The sequence below is a fragment of the Bacillus sp. MYb209 genome, assembly GCF_002975175.1.
GTDB lineage: Bacteria > Bacillota > Bacilli > Bacillales > Bacillaceae_G > Bacillus_A.
On sequence record NZ_PCNZ01000010.1, the window covers coordinates 57,988 to 84,004 of the forward strand.

Sequence of the window (26,017 nt, forward strand, 5' to 3'; positions counted from 1 at the left end):
GTTAATTAATGATAAGGAGTTAGAGAAAATGATGATAAAAATTGCAGTTGTCGGTTCAAAAGAGTTTATGGAGAATCTTTTACCTATTGCTCATAAACTAGAAGAAATAGAGATTGATCCATATATTTACCTTCATCCGGCGGAATCTTCTGAAATATTAAAGCGTTTAAAACCTTGTGATGTTATCTTTTTCTCGGGTGCCTTACCTTATTATATGGCAAAAGAAATAAGAGAACAATTACGAATTCCAAGTATGTACTTACAGCAAGACGAGACAACTGTCGCTTCTTCACTTCTTTCTATAATATATCATCAAGGTATTCAACCTCATAAAATTTCAATTGATTTAGTAGATCGTTCGTTTATTACAAATGTGTTCCATGATATCGGTCTGAAAGAAACGCCGCAAGTGATGGATTATGAAAATATGTTATGGAGTAATGATGAAATTAAGAGAATCATTGATTTTCATTTAGCTAAATATCAATCTGGAGAGGTTGATTTAGCTTTAACTAGTATTCACGCTGTCTACGACGAACTTCAAAAAATAGGTATTCCTTCAGAGCGTATGATAGATCCAACGCAATCAATTATACAGGGGTTAAAAGATGCAAAAATAAAAGCTGAGTTAGCAAAAAGCCATTCAGCTACTGTTGGTGCTTGTATTATATCCTTTATAGAGTTACAAGAAAGATCGTTTGAACAATTAAATGTAATTTCAAAAGAATTACGTGGTTCATTTAAACAAGTTGATGAAATGACTTTTATTTTGTATACAACTCGTGGTGATATCGAATCGAGTACAAAAACAAATACGATAGATCGTTTATTTACGAATATAGAAGGAGTGGTATCTATTGGATTTGGTTACGGAAAAACAGTAAATGAAGCGGAACAAAATGCAAAAATCGCTCAAGGTTTCGCAAAAAATAATCCGATAGAGCGCCGCTTTTATATATTAACAAGTGATAAAGAATTATTTGGTCCGTTCCCGAAAGAACAGAGGGTACAAAGTTTAAAAAACGATAATCCTGAATTAATGAAAATAGCGAAGGAAATGAAGCTTAGTCCTGCAAACTTGTCAAAAATTATTCAGTTTAGTCAATCGCATCCATCATTGAAATTTACAGCGGCCGATCTTTCTGAGTATTTACAAGTGACTCGGCGATCGACGGAAAGGCTGTTAAAGAAATTAGTTGATTACAGGTATGCCAATATTTGTGGCGAGGAAATGCCCTATCAACAAGGGCGCCCTCGCGCAATATATGAGCTGAATTTACCATTGTATTCGTTTCAAAAATTTTAAGCTTCTAGTTGCGCTTTTTGTTTTTTCAATAGGTCTGCTTTTTCAATATCCGATAGCTTCGTAATTGTGAGGCCAGTTATACCATAAATGATTGAAATAATAGGTACGATGAAATTCAATATAGCATAAGGAGCATATTCGAATGCGCCTACTCCAAGTGTTGCGAGTATGAATACACCACATGTATTCCAAGGTACGAAAACAGAAGTTAATGTTCCACCATCTTCTAATGCTCTGGATAAGTTTTTAGAATGTAGTCCTTTTTCTGTGTACGCATTTGCATACATTCTTGAAGGAACAACAATCGAAATATATTGTTCAGAGCAAGTAAGATTCGTTGCAAAGCAAGATGCGATAGTAGAAGCGATAAGTCCTTTTGATGATGTCGCTAATTTTAAAATTTGATTTACAATTGAGCGAAGAATGCCAGTATGTTCTAGTACTCCTCCGAAAGTCATAGCGACAATTGTCATAGAGACTGTATTCATCATAGAGCTTAAGCCACCACGGTTAAATAGTTCGTCTACTAGCTTGTTTCCAGTGTCTATAACAAATCCACTTTGGAGTGCACCGACAGCTGATGAGACAGAACCACCTTGAATAAAGACTTGTGATAAGAATCCTAAAATAACACCTACGAGAATAGCTGGTATAGCAGGGACTTTTTTAGCGACCAATACCATAACGACTACTGGTATAATTAATAGAAAAGGCGAGATAACAAAGTTTTGTTGCAATACTTGTAATGTTTGATCGATGCTTTTTGCATCAATATTGTTAGCGCCAAAGCTTCTTCCTAAGAACGCATAAACGATAAGAGTAATAATTAAACCTGGAATTGTAGTAAATAACATATGACGAATATGTGTGAATAAATCTGTATTTGTTAATCCTGCGGCTAAGTTTGTCGTGTCTGAAAGCGGTGACATTTTATCGCCGAAATAAGAACCGGAAATTATAGCACCGGCAACCATTGGAGCTGGGATTCCCATACTTAGGCCAATTCCCATTCCTGCAACACCAATTGTTCCCATTGTAGACCAAGAGCTACCGATAGCTAATGCAACAATAGAACAAATAATTGTAATTGAAACTAAAAATAGTGATGGAGTTAAAAGATTTAAACCGTAATAAATCATTGTTGCGACGATTCCGCCGCCAATCCAAGCACCGATCGTTAAACCTACAAGAATAATGATAACGATAGCGGGTAATGCGAGGCGAATTCCTTTATACATTGCTTCTTCAATGTCATTCCATTTGTAACCGTAACGCCAGGCAACGATAGAAGCAACGGTTGTACCGATAATAAGTGGGACGTGAGGGCTTTGTTTTAATACAACAATTGTAACCATCATAACTGCAACTGTAATGATAATAGGGATAATTGCTACTCCAAAAGGTATTTCTTTTTTCATAAAATGCCTCCTCATTATGTATGTTTGTATTTTTAGAATTGTCGCAAAATAGACGTTTATTAAGTTATAATAACTAAAAATATATGCAAGCGTCAATAAAAAACAGAAAATAAGGAATGTTCTATCTGTATGGATATCTTTATAAAATGAGTAAATATTGGTATTAATAGCATTTTAAAATAAATAATTGACTTTTTTCTTAAAATTCAATATGTTCATAAAAACATCTGTTTTTTCAGAAATATAATTAACTTTAATGGTTTGTAATTTGGGAAGGAGAATGAAAAGTTGAAAACATTAGAACTACAAGAGCGTTTAACTGAAATTTTTCAGCATTTACATGAAAACCCTGAAGTAAGCTGGAAGGAATATGAAACGACAGCTTATATTACTAACTTTCTAAAAGAAGAAGGAATTTCATATAAAATATTTGATGATTGCCCTGGCGTGATTGCTGAAATCGGAAGCGGGAATCCAGTTATCGCGATTCGTGCTGATATGGATGCGCTATGGCAAGAAGTAGACGGAGAATTTAAAGCGAATCACTCATGCGGCCACGATGCTCATATGACAATTGTGATGGGCCTTATTTTACAATTGAAAAATATGAGATGGGATAGCGGTACTGTTAGATTTATTTTTCAGCCGGCAGAGGAAAAAGGAAATGGTTCTTTAAAGATGGTAGAGAAGGGCGCCGTGGATGATGCTGATTTCTTATTTGGTGTTCATTTAAGGCCGATTGAAGAACTGCCTTTGAAACAAGCTGCCCCATCTATTCGTCACGGAGCTGCAGGATTTTTAGAAGGGATGATTCACGGAGATGATGCACACGGGGCACGCCCACATCAAGGGATAAATGCAATTGATGTCATCTCAATGATTAATATTGGATTGAAAAATATATGGTTACCGCCGCAGACGTCTTATTCTGTTAAGATGACGAGATGCCAAGCTGGCGGTGATAATCTAAATATTATTCCAGGTAACGGGCATTTTAGTTTAGATGTAAGAGCAGAAAATAACATATTACTAGATGAATTGAAGCGAAAAATAGAGCAAGTAATTCAGTCAGCTGAATCAATGGGATCTAAACTTTCTTATGAGTGGATCGATCTCGTACCAGGAGCTGAAGTGTCAGAAGAAGCTGAGCGCTTTATGCGAAAAGGTATTCTTGAAGTGTACGGGGAAGAGGGATGTACTGGACCACTGTATACGACAGGAAGCGATGATTTCCATTACTATACAGTGAAAAGACCCCATTTAAAAGCTGTCATGCTTGGACTAGGGGCGAACTTACAACCTGGATTACACCATCCGTATATGAAGTTTGATCATAGCTGTATAATGAATGGAGTAGAAATATTAAAACAAACTGTATTGAAAGTATTAGAAGACAGGGGCTAGAAAGCTCCTGTTTTTTTTGTAGGAATTTGTCGTTAAGTCGATATTCCTTGTCGAAGCGTCGATATATTTTCATTTGCGACAATATAATTTCACGTACCAATTAATTTGATGAAAAATGAGCATTCAGTACGTGGTGTATAATAATAGTAATATTTCTTAATAGGAGCAAACGAATGAACGAACAATATTACGATGCTGTATTACATATAAAAACTGTCGGTGAGCAAAAAGGCTTTAATAAGTCTATGCATTACCACCGCTATGAGCCAACGCCATATAGTGGGTTAGAGGAATTATTGAGCCAATACGAAATTAAAAGTAGTGATCGAATTGTAGACTTTGGATGCGGAAAAGGGCGGCTAAACTTTTACATGCACCATAAGTGCGGTGCATCAGCGGTTGGGATTGAAATGAATGAAGAGTTTTATAAAGAAGCAATGGAAAACCGTGAGCGTTATGCAAGGAAGGTAAGAAACAGTAAAGATAAAATTCAATTTGAATGTTGTTTAGCACAGAAATACGAGATTGATCCGCGTGATAACCAATTTTATTTCTTCAATCCATTTTCTGTACAAGTGTTTATGAACGTAGTAAATAACATTTTGCTTTCGGTAGAAGCGGTGGAGAGAGAAATTGATATTATTTTATACTATCCTTCTGAAGATTATATTTTCTTCTTGGAGAATCAGACTGCATTTGAATTGAAGAAGGAAATTAGGTTGCCAGGGGCGTATGAGAAGAATGGAAATGAGAGGTTTTTAATTTATAGATTGGGGAACTAAGAGATAAATGGTGTGAATGGAAGTATTGGCTTATATACGTTGGTAGGAGTATTGATTAAGCAGGCATGCAATTATTAGGAAAGAGAGGCGAACTTCATGCGAAATGCCATATATGAGTTAATTGAGGTTAACAACAGTCTACCTTTCGATGTTTCACTGAATAGTATCAATTATGTGCCGAGCCATTGGCATAACAGCGTAGAAATCATTTTTGTATTACGTGGTACAGTAGAAGTTAGAGTGAATGATGAAAGAAGGATGCTTTCGGAAGGTGACGTATTGTTAATTAATCAATGTCATGTGCATGAAGTGATAGGTCTTGATAGAAATATAATTGCAACGTTCCTTATCCCTTCTAGTTATATAAAGGAAAAATTGGTGCAGGTAGAGGAGATTAGCTTTCATTGTTATTCAGGAGATAAAGGGAAGGAACGACGTCATGCTTTAAATCAGATTCGACGATTGCTGGCTGAGATGGTGCAATTACAGTATCATCAAGGTAATGTATATAAGATTGACATGCAAATTCGAATGCTAGAAGTATTCTCTATCCTATTGAAACAATTTAGGCTTGAGGAATCAGAGGAGATCATGAGTGAGAAGTATATGGAGCGTATGCTTCGTATCATTACTTACATTGATGATCATTATAAAGAATCTATTACATTACATTCAATTGCTGAGCGTGAATATTTATCTATTCCATATTTGTCCAAGTTTTTTAGAGAGAATATTGGACTTAACTTTCAATCGTATCTGGCAAGTATTCGTTTGAAACATACGGTGGAGGAGTTGCTTTATAATATTGAAACACCTATTGCTGATATAGCACTGAAGCATGGGTTTCCAAATGTTAAGTCATTTTATGCCACGTTTAAAGCAAGGTACAATGAAACTCCAAGTGAATATCGAAAGCATTTTCGGCTAGATGTGGGGGATAAAAAGGAGAGAGTAACGGCTAATTATTTGACGTTTAATCAATCTAGTGCGCTCGGTATTATTAGTCAGTACTTAAAGAGAAGTCCCTCGCAGCAGATGGAGGAGATTACGCCGCTAGAAACGGTAACATATCAGATAGATGTTTCTAAGAAAGATAGACATTTAAGGCATACATGGAAAAGTTTAATAACAATTGGTAAAGCGAAAGAAGGATTACATGCGGATATACAACAACAACTCAAACTAGTTCAGAAGCGCTGTCCTTTCCGCTATTTAAGGTTTCATGGTATATTCGATGATCCTATGATGGTGTACTCAGAAGATGAGGCGGGAAGAGCTAAATATAATTTTAGATTAGTTGATGAGTTATTTGACTTTCTTCTTTCTATTAATCTTAAGCCGTTTGTTGAGCTTGGTTTTATGCCCTCGGCGTTAGCAAGGGATCAGGATAAAACTATTTTTTATATGAAAAGTTATATTAGTCCGCCAAAGTCTGTAGATAAATGGTGTGAGCTTGTTGAACATTTTGTCCGCCACTGTATGAATCGTTATGGTAAAGAAGAGGTAGAAGCTTGGAAGTTTGAATTTTGGAATGAGCCGGAAGTGAAGGCGTTTTGGCCCGGAACGATGGAGGAATACATGGAGTTATATGCCAAAACCTATGAGACTATAAAACGAGTATCACCGCATCTGCAAATTGGGGCTCCTGGCCGAGTTATTACGCTTTATGAAGGGGAGATTTATGATGAGTTTTTTCCTTTTTGTCATGAGCGGCAATGTTTGCCGGATTTTATCCCACTTCATTTTTACCCACATGAAAGGATGGATAAGCTGGAGAAGATCAGTGAGATCCAACAATTAGAATCGTTTCAAAAGTTAATTGAGGAGTTTGGTGGTATATCTCCCAATCCAGACCTTTTAAAGGATAGGCTTGCAAGTGAAAAAAGGCTACTCGAAGATTATGAAATATATGATATTGATCTTTATTTAACAGAGTGGAATTCGACAGCATATCATCGTGAGTTAACGAATGATACGCTGTACAAAGCGGCTTATATTGTTAAAAATATTATTGATAATTTGGATAGTATTGAAGGATTTGGTTACTGGGTACTGAGCGATAATATTGAAGAAACAGTAGCTTCACCAGATTTGTTCCATGGTGGATTAGGTTTATTCGCCCAATATGGTATTCCTAAGGCTGGGATGATTGCTTACGAATTGCTAGGGAAATTAGGGAATCAACTCATTGAACGTGGGGATTGTTATATAGTTACCTCTGGCCACGGGGGATATCAAGTGTTAGTTTTTAATTATTGTCATTTTGATGATTTATATGCACTGGGGGATATTTCATTTATTGATGAGGTCAATCGTTATAATGGTTTCAAGGATGTAAAGACTATGAAAATTGAGTTGGAACTTACTAATTTACCGAGTGGTACATATCGCATGATTACTCGTACACTTGGTAGAAAGCATGGAAGTAGTTATGATCGCTGGGTAGAGATGGGGGCTCCAAAATCTTTATGTTCTGAGGATGTGGAATACTTGAAAGCAGCGACTCATCCGCGCATGACTAGTCAATATATTGAGGTACATAATGGTCAAACATGTATTTCTATTTTGGAACCACATGGGATTGAGTTAATTGAGCTAATTCCGGTGTATTGATCAACTAGGTTGAAATTTAATCTCTTTTATTTAAAATTGTAGGTTTAAAAGTAGAAATAGGTTAAATAGAGTAATAAAAAGCGATAAACCACTGTCTCTTCAAAGAGGCGTGGTTTTTTTATAATTAAATTGTAAACGCTTTCTAATCGTGTGGATTATTACTTTACTTCATGTTGATAAGTAATAATCTAGTTTAAAGAAATGGAGGAGGCTGTTATGTCAGCTCAAGAAAAAACTGCTATAAATAGTCAACAACCCGTGATTGAATATGTTTGTAACGAAGGAGGGCCTAAACTAGGCTATTCTACTTTATCAGGTGTTCGAATTATTGAAAAAAATGGTTTATCTTTTAAGAATTTAAGTAAGGATGGAATTTTAAAACCGTATGAAGATTGGAGATTATCGGCTGAAGAACGAGCGAAAGACCTCGCTTCACGTATGTCCATTGGGGAGATTGCGGGATTAATGTTATATAGCCGGCATCAAGCAATTCCAGCTGCGAGTGGCGGTTGGTTCTCAGGAACTTATGGCGGGAAATCTTATGAAGAGAGTGGTGCGAAGCCTTGGGATTTAACAGATGAGCAAATTGCATTTTTGACTGAAGATCATCTCCGTCATGTTCTTATTACAACTGTTGAAAATCCAGAAACGGCTGCGCATTGGAATAATAAGCTGCAAGGTATCGCAGAAGGAACAACTTTAGGCATTCCTGCAAATAATAGCTCAGACCCGCGTCATGGTTCCGATGCAAGTTCGGAATTTAACGTTGGTGCAGGAACAGCTTCTCGAGTATCATTTTGGCCGGAAACACTTGGGCTTGCTGCTACATTTGATCCAGAGGTGACACGTACATTTGGTGAAGTTGCTTCTAAGGAGTACAGGGCGCTTGGTATGACGACAGCACTTTCACCGCAAATTGATATTGCGACTGATCCACGTTGGTTCCGTTTCAACGGTACATTCGGTGAGGATTCAACTTTGTCTACAGACATGGCTCGTGCTTATGTAGATGGTTTCCAAACATCAGAAGGTGAACGAGAATTAGAAGATGGCTGGGGGCTAGATAGTGTGAACGCCATGGTGAAACATTGGCCTGGAGGAGGATCTGGTGAAGGCGGAAGAGATGCACATTTCGGTTGTGGAAAGTACGCTGTTTATCCAGGTAATAATTTTGAAGAACATTTGAAACCTTTTGTGGAAGGTGCTTTCCAATTGGATAAAAAGACAAGTAGGGCTTCTGCAGTTATGCCATATTATACGGTTTCTTTCAATCAGGATAAGGAAAATGGTGAAAATGTAGGTAACTCTTATAGCTCCTATTTAATTACTGATTTATTACGTGAGCAATATGGTTATGATGGTGTAGTTTGCACAGACTGGTTGATTACTGCTGATGAGCATGAAGATAAAGATACATTTTTGACAGGGAAGTCATGGGGAGTTGAGCATCTAAGTGTTGCGGAGCGGCATTACAAATTATTAATGGCCGGTGTGGATCAATTTGGCGGTAATAATGAAGTTGGACCGGTTCTAGAGGTTTATCAATTAGGGGTATCCGAACATGGTACGGAGTATATGAGAAATCGGTTTGAACAATCAGCGATACGCCTGTTGTTAAACGTGTTTCGCCTTGGACTTTTTGAAAATCCTTATTTACAGTCGGAAAAAAGTAAAGAGGTCGTCAGTAATCCAGAATTTATGAGAGCAGGTTATGAAGCGCAGTTGAAGTCAGTTGTACTTCTGAAGAACAAAGGACAGACGTTGCCGCTGAAGCCTAGAAGCAAAGTATATATTCCGAAGCGTTATTTACCGGCTGGGAAAGACTGGCTTGGTATGCCAACACAAGAGAAACTAGAGTGTCCAGTCAATCTTGACGTTGTGGCTCAATATTTCGATATTACTACTAGTTCAGATGAAGCTGATTTCGGACTTGTGTTTATTCAAAGTCCAAAGTCAGGAACGGGATACAGTCAAGACGATGCTGCTAATGGAGGAAATGGTTATGTACCAATTAGTCTTCAATACAAGCCATACACAGCTGAGTATGCCCGTTCACATAGTATAGCTGGTGATTCTAGGGAAAATGATGTAATGAATCGTTCATATAAAGGTAAGACGGTTACAGCTCATAATGAATCGGATTTAGATATGGTACTGGAAACAAAAAAAATGATGAAGGGCAAGCCAGTCATCGTATCAATTTTATTATCGAATCCAACTGTTGTTGCAGAATTTGAATCTGAAGTGGATGCCATTGTAGCGAATTTTGGGGTGCAAGATCAAGCAATTATGGATATCTTGTCTGGGCATTATGAACCATCCGGTTTGTTACCGATGCAAATGCCGCTAAATATGAAAACAGTCGAGGAACAACTGGAAGATGTGGCACATGATATGGAATGCCATATTGATTCTGAAGGACATGTATATGACTTTGCCTTTGGAATGAATTGGAATGATGTAATTGAAGATTCTCGTACGAAAACATATCGTAGAAATCTTTAGTTATTGACCATTCATTCATATATGAAAGCTATATTCGAAAATATTTAAGATGGAGATGATAACGATGAGTAATCAAACTTTATATACTAATCTTCTTTCGAATTTAAGTGAAGAGACATCCGTGGTTAAAAAAAGAGGATTTGATTTTATCGCTAAACCGATTCCCGATTCTAGTGTAACTGGTGGATTAGATCCTAGGGTTCTTCACGTAAATTTACAAGTAGCAGAGCAAATGGCTATGATGGGTAATCAATCATTTGATCCGGCGGATACTATGAGTTTTGTTAATGGCATGCGAGCTATGATGGGCTGGAATAATGAAGACGTTACGACAAGTAAAATTGAAACGACGTATAAAGTAATTGAGGGCAAGAATGGAACAATTCCTTTACGAATTTATACACCTTCTAATGAAGGTAACTTGCCTGCTGTAGTTTTCTTCCATGGTGGAGGGTTTATTGGCGGCAGTGTCGATGTTGTAGAAAATCCTTGTAAAGCATTAGCTGAAAAGGCTGGCGCTGTGGTAATTTCTGTTGATTATCGATTAGCTCCTGAGCATCCATATCCAGCTGGGCTAACGGATTCTTTTGAGGCTGTAACATGGGTATATGAACATGCTACAGAGCTTCGAGTGAGCCCACAACAAATTGCGGTATCTGGAGATAGCGCGGGTGGTAATTTAGCTACTGTATGTGCACTAATGGATAGTGAAAAAGGAACTAAGATGATTAAGCTTCAAGCACTTATTTATCCTACAGTGAATATGGCAGGTGTTCAAACAGAGGATTTTGAGTGGAGCCGCGATCAGTATGAAATCCGTAACCATTCGGAATTAATTATTCCAATGCTTGAAGGTATGGCTGGAAGTAGTGAGCTGCTTTTCCAATTGTATTTACAAAATAATGGAGAAATTACAGACCCTCATGTTTCACCATTACTATCAAATAAATTAAGTAACATGCCGCAAACACTAATTGTAACTGCTGAATTCGATTATTTAAAAGTAGAGTGTGAAGCTTATGCAGCGAAACTAGCGCGCAGTGGTGTAACTACTAAGCTTATTCAGTACAATGGTACAGATCATGCCTTCATGGATAAGATTGGTTTATATCCACAAGCAGAAGATTTAATGAATGAAATTGCGAAAGAGATTAAGAGAGTGTTTATCTAAATTTAGAAGCTTGCTTGAAAAAATGTTTTTGAGCAAGCTTTCTTATAGGAATGAATATATGTAGGAGAGGAGCAAGTTGAGATGATGAAGAAACAAGTAGGTTGGAGAGAAAGAATTAGTTACGGGCTTTCAGATACGGCTTCCAATTTGATTTTTCAAATGATTACTATATATTTGATGTTTTTTTATACGGATGTATATGGGATTAGTACTACCGCTGTTGCTTCTTTGTTCCTAATAACACGTGTATTGGATGCTTTCGCTGATCCGATGATGGGGATTCTCATTGATAAAACAAATTCAAAATGGGGGAAAAGCAGGCCCTACTTTTTGTGGTTAGGTATTCCGTTTGCTATTATTGCAGTCATGACATTTTATACGCCAGACCTTGGTTCTACAGGTAAAATTGTATACGCTTACATCACTTATACACTTCTTGGTATTATTTATTCTGGTATAAATATCCCGATTACATCAATTTTACCTAGCATGACGAGTAATCCGCAAGAGCGAACAGAACTGGCTTCTATTAGAATGTTTTTCGCTTTTATTGGGATAATTATAGTATCTGTTGGTACCCTTCCAATTGTTAAAGCACTTGGTGGTGGTGATCAGCAGAAAGGTTTCTTCTTCACAATGATTTTATTTAGTGTCATTGGCGGGATTTTCTTCATTATTACTTTCTTGAACGTTAAGGAACGGGTTGTTTCTCCAAATGATAAACCCTTGCCGTTTCGTGAGTCTATAAAGGCGGTAAAAGGAAATGTACCATGGTTCCTACTTTTAGCGAGTGGATTTGTTCAAATGACTATTATGACGATGCAAACGCAGACAACAGTTTATTTTTGGACATATAATATGAAACGACCAGATCTTATAGCAGTTACGATGGCTTTATCTCTAGTATCATTAATCACACTGGCACTTTCAGTATTTGTATCTAAGAAAATTGGGAAGAGAAATACGATGATTATGGGTTCTTCGATTATGATTATTGGCTATACTACTGCCTTATTCGGTAGTAATATTCAATCGATTCCTCTCATTTTAACAGGGATGGTTATAAACAGCTTAGGGCAAGGTTTTTCTATGAGTATGGCATTTGCGATGGTTGCAGACACTGTTGACTATGGAGAATGGAAATCTGGTGTTCGAGCTCAAGGGTTATTATCTGCGGCTATTAGTTTTGGAGCAAAAGTAGGCATGGGAGTGGGAGGAGCACTATCGGCAGCGATGCTTTCTTTTGGGAAATATGTACCTGGTGCAGAACAACAAGCACATTCCGCACTTGTTGCGATAAAAATAAATTATTTGTGGGCACCGCTGCTCGCAGCAATTTTAGGAATTATCATTATGAAATTTTATAAGCTAGATCGTCAAATTGATGTTATTTCAGAAGAACTGGAAACACAGAGAATACAGATGTAATTCCTTTTGATATTATTATTTTAATTATATAATCTTATAAAAAAAAGAAGCATAGCTACCGAAATGATAGCTATGCTTCTTCAAATCTGTTTTATTAGTTACGGATTAAGTAATCAAATGCACCTAAAGCTGCATTCGCTCCTGAACCCATAGAGATGATGATTTGTTTGTACGGATTATTTGTACAGTCACCTGCAGCAAACACTCCTGGTACGTTTGTAGCGCCGTGCTTATCTGTTACGATTTCACCGCGAGCGCGTTCAACAGTTTCGCCTAACCAGTCTGTGTTTGGCACAAGACCGATTTGAACGAATACACCTTGTAATTCAACGTGATGAACTTCTTCAGTTTCACGATCGATGTAAGAAATACCGTTTACTTTGTCAGTACCAGTGATTTCTTTCGTTTGAACGTTTTTCAGAACAGTTACGTTTGGTAAGCTGTTAAGACGCTCTTGTAATACAGCATCAGCTTTTAATTCTGGCATGAATTCAAGAACAGTTACGTGCTTAACAATACCTGCTAAGTCAATAGCTGCTTCAATACCAGAGTTACCTCCGCCGATAACCGCTACATCTTTTCCGATGAATAATGGGCCGTCACAGTGTGGGCAGTATGCTACACCTTTGTTTTTGAACTCAGCTTCACCTGGTACGCCAACATTACGCCAGCGAGCACCTGTTGAAACGATTACGCTCTTACTTTTCAGAATAGCGCCGTTTTCAAGTTCCACTTCAATAAGTTCTTTTTTCTCTAAACGTTTCGCACGTTGTAGATTCATTACATCGATGTCGTATTCTTTTACGTGCTCTTCAAGGCTTACTACTAGCTTAGGACCTTCAGTGCGTTTTACGCTGATGAAGTTCTCAATACCCATAGTATCCATTACTTGACCACCGAAGCGCTCAGCAACGATACCAGTGCGGATGCCTTTACGTGCTGCATAAATTGCTGCACTTGCACCAGCTGGGCCGCCACCAACAACAAGAACATCGTATGGATCTTTATCAGAAAGCTCTGATGCATCTGGACCGTTACCCATTTTAGCTAAAATTTCTTCAAGTGTCATACGACCGCTTCCGAAAGATTCGCCGTTTAGGTAAACAGTTGGTACTGCCATAATGTCTTTGCTTTCTACTTCCTCTTTGAACGCAGCGCCATCAATCATAGTATGTGTAATACCAGAGTTAAGAACGCTCATTACGTTAAGAGCTTGTACAACATCAGGACAGTTATGACAACTTAGGCTGATATAAGATTCAAAATGATATTCGCCTTGAATGTTTTTGATTTGATCGATTAGTTTTTGTTCAACTTTTGGAGCACGTCCACTAACTTGTAGTAAAGCTAACACTAATGAAGTAAATTCGTGTCCTAATGGAATACCAGCGAATACGACACCAGTGTCTTCGCCAGGGCGATTTACGCTAAAGCTTGGTGTTCTCTCTAGTTCAACTTTTTCTACTGTAATCTTAGATGACATAGTAGCTAATTCATCTACTAGAGATAACATATCTTTAGATACGTTATCGTCTCCTGCGCTAACTTTAAGTAAAATATCGTTCTCCATTAACTGAAGGTATTGGGATAGTTGTGTTTTTATATCTGCATCTAGTATCATTTTGATCGAACTCCTTAGATTTTGCCTACAAGGTCAAGGCTTGGTTTAAGTGTTGCAGAACCCTCTTGCCATTTAGCTGGGCAAACTTCACCTGGGTTGTTACGTACGTATTGAGCTGCTTTAATTTTGTTAACAAGAATGCTTGCGTCACGGCCAATACCGTCAGCATTGATTTCCATAGATTGGATAACGCCGTCTGGATCGATGATGAATGTACCACGAGCAGCAAGACCTTCTTCTTCCATTAAAACGTTGAAGTTTGTAGTGATTGTGCGAGTTGGGTCACCAATCATAATGTATTCGATTTTGCCGATAGTTTCTGAGCTATCATGCCATGCTTTGTGAGTGAAGTGAGTGTCTGTAGATACAGAGTATACTTCAACGCCTAAGTCTTTTAGAGTTGCATATTGGTTTTGTAAGTCTTCAAGTTCAGTTGGACAAACGAATGTGAAGTCTGCTGGGTAGAAACAAACTACGCTCCATTTTCCTTTTAAACTTTCGTCAGTAACTTGGACAAATTCTCCATTATGGTAAGCATTAGCTTTAAACGGTTTTACTTCTGTGCCGATTAATAACATATTAAAATTCCTCCTAAAGGTTGGTTTTGAGCATCGGAAATTAGTTTGCTCATAAAATATATTTTTTAATTAACTATAATAATTCTAATTCGATATTAATTATCATATAGAAGTGGTTATTTTGTCAAGAGAATAAACTAACTTTATTCCAATTTAATTAATATTTATTCTCAATTAAAGCTACTAGGGACTGGAAAGGTAATTTTAAGTTTATAAATTTTAAATGAGTGGTTGAAAGGTTAGTGTTTATATTAGAGATATGGTGTAAGTATAAATTCTTAGGAAGGAAATCTTTCTTAGAAGTTGTGGATTTGAAAAGTAACTTCTTACTTTATTGTACAAAGAATTGTGCAATAAATACAACAAAATGTATCGGAATCTTTTTGAACAATTATTGTCATCTTAAATATATATAATAAGAAGTATATTGCAATGAGAAATAGAAACATTGACGCTTATTTCTAAAAAGATATAATAAAAACGAGATATGTATTGCAATAAAAAAGATATAGTATAGATTGAAAAAATTTCAGTCTATTATTTTTTATGGCTTTTAGAAAACGTTTACATTTAGTGTGGAGGGGAAACCATGTCTAAGTTCACGAAGTATTTTTTAATGGAAGCTAAAGATGTGATTGCATATGTGAAAGAGAAATTATCTAAGTTTGAGGATACAAAGGGGTTACAATGTAAAGAAATAGGAGATGGAAATTTAAATTATGTGTTTCGTGTTTGGGATGAGGAGAGTAATAATTCCATTATCGTGAAGCAGGCTGGGGATACAGCACGTATTTCAGATGAGTTTAAGTTGTCGACGAATCGTATTCGTATTGAATCTGATGTTTTGCAGTTAGAGGAGGAGTTAGCATCAGGACTTGTTCCAAAGGTGTATTTATTTGATAGTGTAATGAATTGTTGCGTAATGGAAGACTTATCAGATCACACAATATTACGTACAGCACTCATAAATCATCAAATATTTCCAAGGCTTGCTGACGATTTAACTACCTTTATGGTAAATACTCTTCTATTAACATCAGATGTTGTAATGAATCATAAAGAGAAGAAGGAACTCGTGAAAAATTATATAAATCCTGAGTTATGCGAAATTACAGAGGACCTCGTATATTCTGAGCCATTCACAAATCATAATAAACGCAACGAATTGTTTCAATTAAATGAAGGTTGGATTAGAGAGCATATATATAGCGATAAGGAACTTCGTATGGAAGTAGCAAAGCTTAAATTTGCGTTTATGACGAATGCACAGGCTTTACTTCATGGTGATTTACATACTGGCTCTGTTTTTGTAAAAAGTGATTCTACAAAGGTTATTGATCCTGAGTTTGCCTTTTACGGACCTATGGGATATGACGTTGGGAATGTAATGGCGAATTTAATATTTGCTTGGGTGAATGCAGATGAGACTATGCCGCCTGGAGCTGAGAAAGATACATATATGGATTGGTTACAATCTACAATGGTAGATGTAATTGATTTATTTAAGAAGAAGTTTTTAGATGCTTGGGATATTCATGTGACAGAGATTATGGCGAAGGAAGAAGGCTTTAACCATGTTTATTTACAATCTGTATTAGAAGATACAGCTGCAGTGACGGGTCTTGAGTTAATTCGTCGTATTGTTGGTCTAGCAAAGGTAAAGGATATTACTTGTATTGGGAATGATGAAGTACGTGCTAGAGCGGAGCGAATTTGTCTTCAAGTAGCGAAGAAGTTTATTTTACGAGCAAATCAATATAAAACAGGTACGAGTTTTGTAGAAACGTTAAAAAAACAGTCCATGCATAGTGCGAAGTAAGGGGAGAAGATGATGGAAGAGCAATTAATACCAATTCAGTGGGAAAATGATGCTTTAGTTTTATTAGATCAAACGTTATTACCGAATGAAGTTGTCTATGAATCTTTTAAAACAGCTGAAAGTGTGTGGGATGCAATCCAAGTAATGAAAGTACGAGGTGCACCAGCGATTGGGGTTTCAGCAGCGTATGGTGTGTATTTAGGGGTAAAGGAATTTACTGAGAGTACGGTAGAAGGATTTATTGAAGAAGTAAAAAAGGTATGTGCATATTTAGCAACATCAAGACCGACGGCAGTAAATTTATTTTGGGCGCTTGAAAGAATGGAAAGTGTAGCGATAGATAATGTTCACTTATCAATCGCACGGTTGAAAGATAGATTATTAGAAGAAGCAAAAAAGATTCATAGAGAAGATGAAGATATTAATCGTAAAATTGGAGAGTATGCATTAACTTTATTCCAAGACGGCATGGGAGTATTAACGCATTGTAATGCAGGTGCGTTAGCAACGACTAAGTACGGTACTGCGACAGCTCCAATGTACTTAGCGAAAGAAAAAGGATGGGACCTTAAAATCTATTCTGATGAAACACGCCCTAGATTACAAGGTTCAACGTTAACAGCATTAGAACTGCAGCGAGCGGGAATTGATGTAACAGTCATTACCGATAATATGGCAGCGATGGTCATGTCACAAGGGAAAATAGATGCAGTAATCGTTGGATGTGATCGTGTAGCGGCAAATGGTGATGTAGCAAATAAAATTGGAACATTAGGTGTTTCAATTTTGGCTAAATATTATAACATTCCGTTTTATGTAGCAGCACCAACACCGACAATTGACTTAAAAACACCGACAGGAAAAGAAATTCCAATCGAAGAAAGAGATGCTTCTGAAGTGATTAATCGTTTCGGACAATATTCAGCTCCGAAAGGAAGTAAAGTATATAATCCGGCATTTGATGTTACGCCACATGAAAATATAACAGCGATTATTACGGAAAAAGGGATTGTAAAAGCACCGTTTACGGAGAATTTAAAAAAGCTATTTTAGTAAGTAGATAGATATAAAATTTCAGTCATCATAAGCTTCATACTTAGGGGGATATATATGTTATTACAAAAAGAAAGAGAAGAAATTGTAGCGTATGGAAAGAAAATGATCTCTAGTGGTTTAACGAAGGGGACCGGGGGAAATATTAGTATTTTCAATCGTGAACAAGGCCTAGTTGCAATTAGCCCAAGTGGTTTAGATTATTATGAAACAACGCCCGAGGATGTAGTTATATTGAATTTAGATGGTGAAGTGGTAGAGGGAGAGAGAAAACCATCAAGTGAATTAGATATGCATCTTATCTATTATAGAAATCGTGAAGATATAAATGCGCTTGTGCATACACACTCTCCTTATGCGAAGACGATTGCATCATTAGGATGGGAGCTTCCTGCTGTTTCATATTTAATTGCTTTTGCAGGCCCGAACGTACGCTGTGCGCCGTATGAAACATTTGGTACGAGGCAATTAGCAGATGCTGCTTTTGAAGGCATGATTGATCGACGTGCTGTGTTACTTGCGAATCATGGTTTAATGGCTGGTGCAAATAATATAAAAATGGCGTTTACTATTGCAGAAGAAATTGAGTTTTGTGCTCAAATTTATTATCAAACGAAAAGCGTCGGCGAACCGAAGCTACTGCCAGAAGACGAGATGGAGAATTTGGCGAAGAAGTTTGAAGGGTATGGGCAACAGTAAAAAGAACCCCCCTCAAGAAAAAATCTTGAGGGGGGGTTCTTTACGCTTTCTTAAGCAACAAATACATAAAGTAAGGTGCACCAATTAAAGCAACGACAATACCGGCTGGAATACCGCTAGGTTCGACGATGTTTCGTCCAATTGTGTCTGCTAGTAGTAATAGCCATCCGCCTATTAAAACGGCGATTGGCATGAATATTTGATGTCTTGGTCCGACTAAAGATTTTGCGATGTGAGGAGCCATCAGCCCGATAAAGCTAATTCCTCCTGTTACGGAAACCGCTGCAGCTGCAAGCGCAACGGCTGCAATTAATAAGTATCTTCGTTCTTTTTCAATTTCAATGCCGACACCAATTGCGACCGGTTCGTTTAATGCTAGAATGTTTAATCGATTTGCTTTATAGAAAACAAATGGGATTAATACGATTAACCATGGAAGCATTGCGTAAACGAAGATCCAGTCATCTCCCCAAATGTTTCCGGCTATCCATTTTGCAATAAAGTCCACTTTCATACGATCTGCTGATGAAATAAGAACAATCATTGCTCCAGATAGTGCAAATGAAAATCCGATACCGGTTAATGTTAATCGTATTGGCTGAAGTCCTGTTGATTTACTATATGAAAATACGTAAATTAGAACAGCAGTAAGGAAAGCACCGATAAACCCAACGACTGGTAGTAAGTAAAGAAACGAACCTACGTCAATTGGAAAATATAAAAAGAAAATGGAAACTGCAACACCAGCTCCAGCGTTGATTCCAAGAATACCAGGTTCAGCTAAATCGTTACGTGTAATACCTTGCAGGATAGCACCAGATAAAGCGAGCGCCATACCAGCTAATAATGTAATGACAATTCTAGGTAGTCGTAAAGAATATAAAACAAACTCCTCTTTAAATGTACCTTGTCCCATTAGTGTTGGGAGTAATCGATCATAAGATAAAGATGCTGAACCGAGCCCCATTCCAACTACAATGGTTGTAATGGTCAATATAAGTAAAGCGAGTATGATAATACGTTGTTTTCTTAGAATAGATTGCATCATGAGAAAGTTCTTCCTCCTTTACGAACGATAAATAGGAAGACTGGTAACCCTACAATAGCGACAATTGCAGCAACTGGCGTTTCGTACGGAGCGTTAATTGTACGCCCAATTGTATCTGCGAGTAGCATAAAGGACGCACCAGCGATTGCTGACATCGGTATGACAAAACGATAGTCTGGCCCAACGATTGGACGAACCATATGAGGTATCATTAAGCCGATAAATGCCATATTCCCGACAAGTGCTACGGAAGCACCAGCAAGCAAGATAATAATGATAAATAAAATCGTTTTAATGACGATAATTTTTTGACCGAGTCCAATGGCAACTTCTTCACTGAAACTAAGGACTGTCAATTTCTTTGCGAGTAAAATAGCGATAAATATACTTATTGAAATAACCGGAATAATAATTTTCAATTGGCTCCAAGTCGTTCCAATTACGCCCCCAGCAGTCCACATTGATACATCTTGTGAAATTTTAAAGTAAATACCAATACCTTCTGAAATTGCGAGTAAGAACGCTGAAACAGCAGCACCAGCTAATACAATTCGAAGAGGAGAAAGTCCTCCCTTTTTTACCATACCAATTCCAAATACCATAATAGCACCAATGGCAGCACCGATAAAGCAAGCTAGCGTTAAGTAAAGGTAGCTTATGGAAGGATTGAAAGCAAGTGTCAGTGCAAGCGCTGCGTTTGCACCACCAGTTAGGCCGAGTAATCCAGGATCAGCAAGAGGGTTTCGTGTTAATCCTTGCATAATTGCACCAGAAACAGCGAGTCCAGCGCCTACAAAAATAGCAGCAACTTCACGTGGTAAACGTATTTCACGAAGGATAGATAGCTTATCTCCTTTAGCAGAGGAAGTGAGTGCTAACCATACATCTTTTATAGAAGTATCTGCAGCACCGAATACCATTGCCACCATAAAAATAAGAAAGAATGCAATTATGCTCAAAATTAGTTTGTATGTAAAAGCCATGGAACGTGGATTGTCGTGATCTTTTGTCATTCGTTTCACATCTTTTCTTTTCATAGAATAAAGGAAGAGGAATTCTTAATTTAAGAATTCCTCATGTTTGTATTATTGACCAAGAAAGCTTTTCTTGAAGAAGTCTAGTTGGAAATCTAATGTAAGTGGGTCATTGAAATAGAATTCCATCATGTTTGCTTCATATACACGATTATTTTTTACTGCTGGAATGTTTTTATATGATTCTGTCTCTTGGAATGAGTTATCAGTATCTTTATTTTTACTTACGATTAAGTAATCACCAGCAAACTCAGGTAATACCTCAGTTGATAATGCGTAGTAACCTTCTTTTAATGCTTTTTCTTTTACTTTTTCAGGCATTTTTAATTTCATTTCTTGGTAAAGAATTTCTGTTCCACGGCCCCAGTTTTCGCCGTATACGTAAAGCTGTTTATTGAAGTTTTCAACAACAGAAACTGTTGCATCTTCACCGATTTTTGCTTTAATTTCTTTTCCAGCTGTTTGTGCACGTTTCTTGAAATCATCAACCCAAGTTTTTGCTTCTTTTTCTTTATTTAATAATTTACCGATTTCTAAGTGTTGTGTTAAGTAATCAACTTTTCCGTAAGTGTATGTTACAGTAGGAGCGATTTTCTTTAACTTATCGACATTTTTAATATTTGATAAACCAATGATTAAGTCTGGATTTAATTCTGCTATCTTTTCAACATTCTCATCTGATACTTCAGCAACGCCTTTTAGTTTGCTATCAAAGCGCGGGTTTTGTTTAGACCATGAATCTACACCAACAAGGTTTACACCTAATGACATTACGTTACCAGCGAATGATGATAGGACAACAACACGTTGTGGATTTGCTGGAACTTCTACTTTACCATTTTCAGATTGGTATGTAATTGTTTCTGATTTCTTACCTTTTGCGTCGTTCTTCTTGTCTGTTGAACCGTTGCTACAAGCACTCATAACAAGGACGAACAGAACTGTTAGTGAAATGAATAATTTTTTCATCGTCTTTCTCCTTTTGATAGATGATATGTGATGCACAATAAATTGTTTAGCTTTGATCTTTTGAAAAGTTAGTGGTAACACAAAAAATCTTATTAACAATCTTGAACTTGAGATTTTACCATATAGTATTCACCATAGTAATAGAAGAAGATGTAATCTCACAGTTGATAATAATTAACAAATTGATAATTATTATCACTACTGATTCTTTAAATAATATAATTTTATATACGTGTATTGTCAATAGTAATTTTGATTGTAAATTTTGCGGAAACAGGTTATATTTTATTGAGAATGATAATCAATGATTAGTAGCTGAGGAGTGAGCATGAATGAATCAAGAAGAATTGTTTGATGTAACCGTGATAGGCGGAGGACCTGCGGGGCTTTATTCAGCTTTTTATAGTGGACTAAGAGAGATGAAAACGAAAATAATAGAATTTCAACCACAGTTAGGTGGTAAAATACATGTTTATCCGGAGAAAATGATTTGGGATATTGGTGGATTATTACCAGTTACTGGTGAGAAATTAATTGAGCAACTTGTACAACAAGGATTAACATTTCAGCCTGAAGTTGTATTGAATACAAAAATAGAATCGATTATTCGTAATCAGGATGGCATTTTTACGTTGAAAACAAGCTCTGGGGAAGAACATTTTTCAAAAACAGTGATAGTCGCAACTGGGAGTGGTATATTGAATCCACAAAAGTTATCAATTGAAGGTGCGGAGAGATTCGAAGTCTCAAATTTAAATTATACAGTTAAATCGTTAAAACGTTTCAAAGATAAAACGGTAATTATTTCAGGCGGAGGGAACTCGGCAATTGATTGGGCGAACGAATTAGAACCAATCGCGAAAAAAGTTTATTTAACATATAGAAAAGAAGAATTATCTGGTCATGAAGCACAAGTAAAACAACTTATGAACAGTTCAGCAGAATGTTTCTTTAATACATCGATTACAAAATTAATTGCCGGTGATAACCATGAAGCGATTGAACATGTAGAATTAACAAATCATGAAACTGGAGAGGTTTCTCATTTATCTGTTGAAGAAGTTATTATTAATCATGGATATGAACGTGACATTACATTATTGGAAAATAGTGAGCTAGATGTCGCTATTGTTGATAATTATTATATTGCAGGAAATGCAAATAGTGAGTCCTCGGTAGACGGATTATATGCCGCTGGAGATATTTTAAAGCATGACGGAAAATTACATTTAATCGCAGGAGCGTTCCAAGATGCTGGAAATGCTGTGAATAAAGCAAAACAATTTATTCAACCAGATGCAAGTGAGTACGGAATGGTTTCTTCGCATAATGAAGTATTTAAGAAGAGAAATCGAGAATTGATAAAGCAGATGATGAATTAATAAAGAAACAAGTATACCCCCATTTACATCTCTATTTCTATGGAAGAGAGGTGTAAATGGGGGTTTTCCTGTTTACTATATTTTCAATCATTATTATGACACCGGTTTCATTAGTTCATGTCATACAAATGTATTTCTATAAAAAGGGAATACAAAGACTTGAACATTTTATTTGTAAATCTTTTTAGGAAACAATGAATCTATAGTTGGTTTGTGCTGATCATTATTAAATTATGCGGTCCCTTTTGCCTGTTCATTAGGGAATGGAATATTTTGTATAGAAACAATATATTGTTTTCCATGTTGTCGAGCTAATGATTCTAATATTTGGCGAACGCGTTTTGTAAGATGACCTTGTTTTTTTATAGCCTCACAATATGCGTCATAGAAAACGTATTTAGCCCAAAGGAAATCGTCTTGTTGGAACAAGAAATGATTTTTGTACCATTCACCAATCGTATGGTAGCAATTGCTTTCATGTACTGCTGCACTTTGTGAAAGAATACGATCGGATAAAGACTTAGATAGATGAGAAATTGTGTTTTCTGTTTCAACTCGTAATGTTTTTTCTAACATTGTAATGATGTGACGAGTAGCCATATGTTAACTCTCCTTTGTGTAAATGGGTAATACCATTCTATATTTTAAAAAAATACTTACTATACTATTATACAATATATGGAATGCATCTACCTGCTTTTTGATTCGCATTTACAAAATCTTTTTTATTTGTTTACAAAATAAAGTAAGATACAGTATATATATGAAAAAACAATAAAGGAATGAACACATTGTATATAACGATAGAAGAGGCTGCGGAGTATTTGAAATTACCAAAATCGTATGTTGAAGACTTAATTCAGCAAAAGAAAGTTCGTGCACTGTTTGATGGAGAGCAATATTTAATAAACAAGGAACAGTTTAATACACATTTAGAACAAATGGAGAAATATAAGCAGTTAGTGGAAGAAATATTAAACGAACCAATTCCAGAAGATATGGATGTTAAAGACGAAGATTAAATTTATAAAAAGCCCCCGTATTAAGATATGCAGAAATGTATCTTAATACGGGGGCTTTTTATATTAAGGGATGAAAAAGTCATCCAAAATCCTAGATTTACTTTAAGTGAAAGAAGATTTTATAGGAATTAGTACTATTAGTTAAAAGCATATTTTTTCATAGCGGGGACAAACATAGCGAACATAACCTGTACAGATACATATACTATCAGTGCAAAAGCTTATAAATTAATGGAAGGGGTTTTCTCGTGAGTATAATTAGTAGTGATTTATTAAACAGATTGGTTGGAGAGAGTGTTAGAGTGAATCGAGGTGGACCAGAATCGCAAAAAGGTACAGTAGTTGCAGTGTATAGTGATTATTTCGTGCTATTAAGTGAAAAGGGCACATTTTATTATTATCAGTTCCAACATTTAAAAAGCATTACAAAAAATACGAAAGATGTCGCTGAAGATGTTGGAGAGCTACCTGTGTTCTTAGACGGGGAGGACTTTCAAAGCCTACTGCAAAACTTACAATATCGCTGGGTTAAAATCAACAGAGGTGGTCCAGAAAAGATTGAAGGGATTTTACAGGATGTTTCTTCTGAATACGTCACATTAATTGTGAAAGAAGAAGTTATAAAGATTGCACATTTTCATATTAAAAGTGTGAACTACGGTTTACAAGTGTCCAAAGAGGAAGAAGAAGAAAGTAATGGTACAAGTAATCAGTCATATAGAGCACGTGCACAAAGACAATCAAATCGTAGCAGATAATAGGGGGAAGGAGGAGTAAAATTGGAAAATAGACTACCTAGTAACGAGATTAAAAGTTTGGTGGACCAAAATGTAAAAATAAATCTTGGTGGTCCAGAAAGTCGGATAGGGGTACTACTATCAGCTGAAGATGAACATCTTGTATTACAAGGAAATACAGGAGAAGTTATTTATTACCAGAGAAGTCATGTGAAAAGCGTAGTTAAGAAGGCGAAGGAGATCAAATTAAATCCTTACTTTAGTGCACAACCATACTTTGATGCTACTACATTTCAAGATATATTATCTAGTTTGAAATATAAGTGGGTAAAGATTAATAGGGGCGGACCTGAGAGTATTGACGGTTTATTAAGTGACGTAAATGAAGAATATGTGACTTTAGTGAACCGTGAGGAAGTAATTTATGTCCTGAATTTTCATATTAAAAATGTGAGTCAAGTAGTTAAAGACAAAAAGAATGAAGAAGAATAATGTTTGATAAATAAGAGGGGCACTATGACTGAGAGTGAAGAATGCTTTCATATTTCGCTGTAATTATTGTGCGGTATATGAAAAAGAATTTCTTACTATTAAAGGACAGAACATTGCCCCTGATTATTTTTAGAATAAAAGACAGGAAAATTGTAATTTCATAGAAAGGAGGATATAGATGAATGAGTTAAACAAAAATATTGGAGAAAATATATACGTTAAATTAATCGGTGAAAAAAGATTTAAAGGTGTATTAATTGATGTAGGAAATGATATTGTTGTTCTCTACAATGGACAAGACTATGTATATATATCTTTATACCATATCCAATATTATAAATTTTTAAGACCATATGATGAAGAAATATCAAAACCAGATGTTGATTCTGTAATTAAGAGGGAATCACCTTCAATTTCTTTGAGAAAAGTATTAAGCACTTCTAAAGGGATTTTTACAGAAGTTTATGTAGCGGGAAATGCTCCAATACATGGTTATGTTACAAGTGTAATGAACGATTATATTGTTTTTTATAGCCCAGTTTATAAAACGGTATATATATCTTTAAAGCATTTGAAATGGTTAATTCCTTATAAAGAGAACCAAGTACCTTATTCCCTCAATAAAAATGAACTCCCCGTAAATCCATTAAATATTACTTTAGCTAGAACGTTTGAAGAACAGCTTATTAAAATGGCTGGGAGAATTATGGTGTTTGATTTAGGTGAGGAATCTAATAAAATTGGAAAAATGATGGAAATTGATGAAGGGCATATTGAAATATTAAAAGCACGTGACGCAAAAATGTACGTGAATATTCAACATGTAAAATCTGTCCATTGTCCGTAAGCTAGTTTAAAGGGCTGGCTTTTTCTTTTATATATACGGAAGAAAAGGTCGAGCCTATTTGTTTATCGCTATTTGGATATGAGGGGGAA

The 26,017-nt window shown here is 36.2% G+C and carries 22 protein-coding genes; 15 read left to right on the plus strand and 7 right to left on the minus strand.

From position 1 onward, the window contains the following. Nucleotides 1-28 precede the first annotated feature (28 nt). A complete protein-coding gene (locus CQZ94_RS16550) occupies nt 29-1,306 on the plus strand; it encodes a transcriptional regulator (protein WP_105586242.1) in 1,278 nt (425 codons plus the stop codon). Here the strand turns inward: CQZ94_RS16550 and nhaC are convergent. Next, a complete protein-coding gene (gene nhaC / locus CQZ94_RS16555; protein ID WP_105586243.1) occupies nt 1,303-2,724 on the minus strand; it encodes a Na+/H+ antiporter NhaC in 1,422 nt (473 codons plus the stop codon). The genes CQZ94_RS16550 and nhaC overlap by 4 nt on opposite strands. A 288-nt stretch (nt 2,725-3,012) precedes the next feature. Here nhaC and CQZ94_RS16560 point away from each other — a divergent pair, with 288 nt between their 5' ends. From CQZ94_RS16560 to CQZ94_RS16585, 6 genes are all read left to right on the plus strand, one after another. Further along, the gene (locus tag CQZ94_RS16560; protein WP_105586244.1) at nt 3,013-4,128 is read left to right on the plus strand and encodes a M20 peptidase aminoacylase family protein; all 1,116 of its coding nucleotides are present in this window, start codon (nt 3,013-3,015) and stop codon (nt 4,126-4,128) included. Nucleotides 4,129-4,301: 173 nt separating this feature from the next. After that, complete coding sequence (locus CQZ94_RS16565) at nt 4,302-4,910, plus strand: SAM-dependent methyltransferase (protein WP_105586245.1); 609 nt, start codon at nt 4,302-4,304, stop codon at nt 4,908-4,910. Nucleotides 4,911-5,006: 96 nt separating this feature from the next. After that, nucleotides 5,007-7,523, plus strand: coding sequence for a GH39 family glycosyl hydrolase (locus CQZ94_RS16570; RefSeq protein ID WP_105586246.1), 2,517 nt, complete (start codon nt 5,007-5,009; stop codon nt 7,521-7,523). 216 nt (nt 7,524-7,739) lie between these two features. After that, complete coding sequence (locus CQZ94_RS16575; protein ID WP_105586247.1) at nt 7,740-10,028, plus strand: glycoside hydrolase family 3 protein; 2,289 nt, start codon at nt 7,740-7,742, stop codon at nt 10,026-10,028. Between the two features lie 64 nt (nt 10,029-10,092). Continuing rightward, a complete protein-coding gene (locus tag CQZ94_RS16580) occupies nt 10,093-11,199 on the plus strand; it encodes an alpha/beta hydrolase (RefSeq protein ID WP_105586248.1) in 1,107 nt (368 codons plus the stop codon). An 81-nt stretch (nt 11,200-11,280) separates the two neighbouring features. After that, nucleotides 11,281-12,627 carry a glycoside-pentoside-hexuronide (GPH):cation symporter gene (locus CQZ94_RS16585; RefSeq protein WP_105586249.1) on the plus strand — a complete coding sequence of 449 codons (1,347 nt, stop codon included), beginning with the start codon at nt 11,281-11,283 and terminating at the stop codon, nt 12,625-12,627. A gap of 94 nt (nt 12,628-12,721) precedes the next feature. Here the strand turns inward: CQZ94_RS16585 and ahpF are convergent, their stop codons facing one another. Both ahpF and ahpC read right to left on the minus strand, forming a co-directional pair. Next, the gene (ahpF, locus tag CQZ94_RS16590; RefSeq protein WP_105586250.1) at nt 12,722-14,248 is read right to left on the minus strand and encodes an alkyl hydroperoxide reductase subunit F; all 1,527 of its coding nucleotides are present in this window, start codon (nt 14,246-14,248) and stop codon (nt 12,722-12,724) included. A 14-nt stretch (nt 14,249-14,262) separates the two neighbouring features. Continuing rightward, nucleotides 14,263-14,826: an alkyl hydroperoxide reductase subunit C gene (gene ahpC / locus CQZ94_RS16595; RefSeq protein WP_105586251.1), complete on the minus strand. Its 564-nt coding sequence runs from the start codon at nt 14,824-14,826 to the stop codon at nt 14,263-14,265. A gap of 589 nt (nt 14,827-15,415) precedes the next feature. Between ahpC and mtnK the strand changes: the two genes are divergently transcribed. Genes mtnK through CQZ94_RS16610 form a run of 3 tightly spaced genes read left to right on the plus strand, consistent with a single transcriptional unit; the run spans nt 15,416 to nt 18,397 of the window. Further along, nucleotides 15,416-16,645, plus strand: coding sequence for an S-methyl-5-thioribose kinase (mtnK, locus tag CQZ94_RS16600; RefSeq protein WP_105586252.1), 1,230 nt, complete (start codon nt 15,416-15,418; stop codon nt 16,643-16,645). A gap of 9 nt (nt 16,646-16,654) precedes the next feature. Continuing rightward, nucleotides 16,655-17,698, plus strand: coding sequence for an S-methyl-5-thioribose-1-phosphate isomerase (gene mtnA, locus CQZ94_RS16605; protein ID WP_105586253.1), 1,044 nt, complete (start codon nt 16,655-16,657; stop codon nt 17,696-17,698). 57 nt (nt 17,699-17,755) lie between these two features. Continuing rightward, nucleotides 17,756-18,397 carry an L-fuculose-phosphate aldolase gene (locus tag CQZ94_RS16610; RefSeq protein ID WP_105586254.1) on the plus strand — a complete coding sequence of 214 codons (642 nt, stop codon included), beginning with the start codon at nt 17,756-17,758 and terminating at the stop codon, nt 18,395-18,397. A gap of 40 nt (nt 18,398-18,437) precedes the next feature. Here CQZ94_RS16610 and CQZ94_RS16615 read toward each other — a convergent pair whose 3' ends face one another. The 3 genes from CQZ94_RS16615 to CQZ94_RS16625 are packed head-to-tail and all read right to left on the minus strand — an operon-like array spanning nt 18,438 to nt 21,448. Then, nucleotides 18,438-19,445 (minus strand): FecCD family ABC transporter permease, encoded by a 1,008-nt coding sequence (locus CQZ94_RS16615; protein WP_098361705.1) that lies wholly within the window; start codon nt 19,443-19,445, stop codon nt 18,438-18,440. Continuing rightward, nucleotides 19,442-20,482 (minus strand): FecCD family ABC transporter permease, encoded by a 1,041-nt coding sequence (locus CQZ94_RS16620; protein WP_142395852.1) that lies wholly within the window; start codon nt 20,480-20,482, stop codon nt 19,442-19,444. Before CQZ94_RS16620 ends, CQZ94_RS16615 begins: the two co-directional genes overlap by 4 nt. Before the next feature lie 48 nt (nt 20,483-20,530). Continuing rightward, nucleotides 20,531-21,448, minus strand: a complete 918-nt coding sequence (locus CQZ94_RS16625) for an iron-hydroxamate ABC transporter substrate-binding protein (RefSeq protein WP_105586256.1) — start codon at nt 21,446-21,448, stop codon at nt 20,531-20,533. Nucleotides 21,449-21,780: 332 nt separating this feature from the next. On the opposite strand from CQZ94_RS16625, the gene CQZ94_RS16635 reads away from it, so the two are divergent. After that, entirely contained in the window at nt 21,781-22,830 is a 1,050-nt protein-coding gene (locus tag CQZ94_RS16635) for an NAD(P)/FAD-dependent oxidoreductase (RefSeq protein ID WP_105586258.1), read from the plus strand. A gap of 231 nt (nt 22,831-23,061) precedes the next feature. Here CQZ94_RS16635 and CQZ94_RS16645 read toward each other — a convergent pair whose 3' ends face one another. Beyond that, nucleotides 23,062-23,430 (minus strand): hypothetical protein, encoded by a 369-nt coding sequence (locus CQZ94_RS16645; protein ID WP_105586259.1) that lies wholly within the window; start codon nt 23,428-23,430, stop codon nt 23,062-23,064. A 182-nt stretch (nt 23,431-23,612) separates the two neighbouring features. On the opposite strand from CQZ94_RS16645, the gene CQZ94_RS16650 reads away from it, so the two are divergent. The 4 genes from CQZ94_RS16650 to CQZ94_RS16665 all read left to right on the plus strand — a co-directional run bounded on the left by CQZ94_RS16650 (nt 23,613) and on the right by CQZ94_RS16665 (nt 25,928). Continuing rightward, on the plus strand, nt 23,613-23,852 hold the full coding sequence (locus CQZ94_RS16650; protein WP_002010190.1) for a helix-turn-helix domain-containing protein: 240 nt from the start codon (nt 23,613-23,615) through the stop codon (nt 23,850-23,852). Nucleotides 23,853-24,100: 248 nt separating this feature from the next. Next, nucleotides 24,101-24,610, plus strand: coding sequence for a spore coat protein (locus tag CQZ94_RS16655; protein ID WP_105586260.1), 510 nt, complete (start codon nt 24,101-24,103; stop codon nt 24,608-24,610). Nucleotides 24,611-24,631: 21 nt separating this feature from the next. Continuing rightward, entirely contained in the window at nt 24,632-25,081 is a 450-nt protein-coding gene (locus tag CQZ94_RS16660) for a spore coat protein (protein WP_105586261.1), read from the plus strand. A 178-nt stretch (nt 25,082-25,259) separates the two neighbouring features. Then, entirely contained in the window at nt 25,260-25,928 is a 669-nt protein-coding gene (locus CQZ94_RS16665) for an LSm family protein (RefSeq protein ID WP_105586262.1), read from the plus strand. Nucleotides 25,929-26,017: the final 89 nt, after the last annotated feature.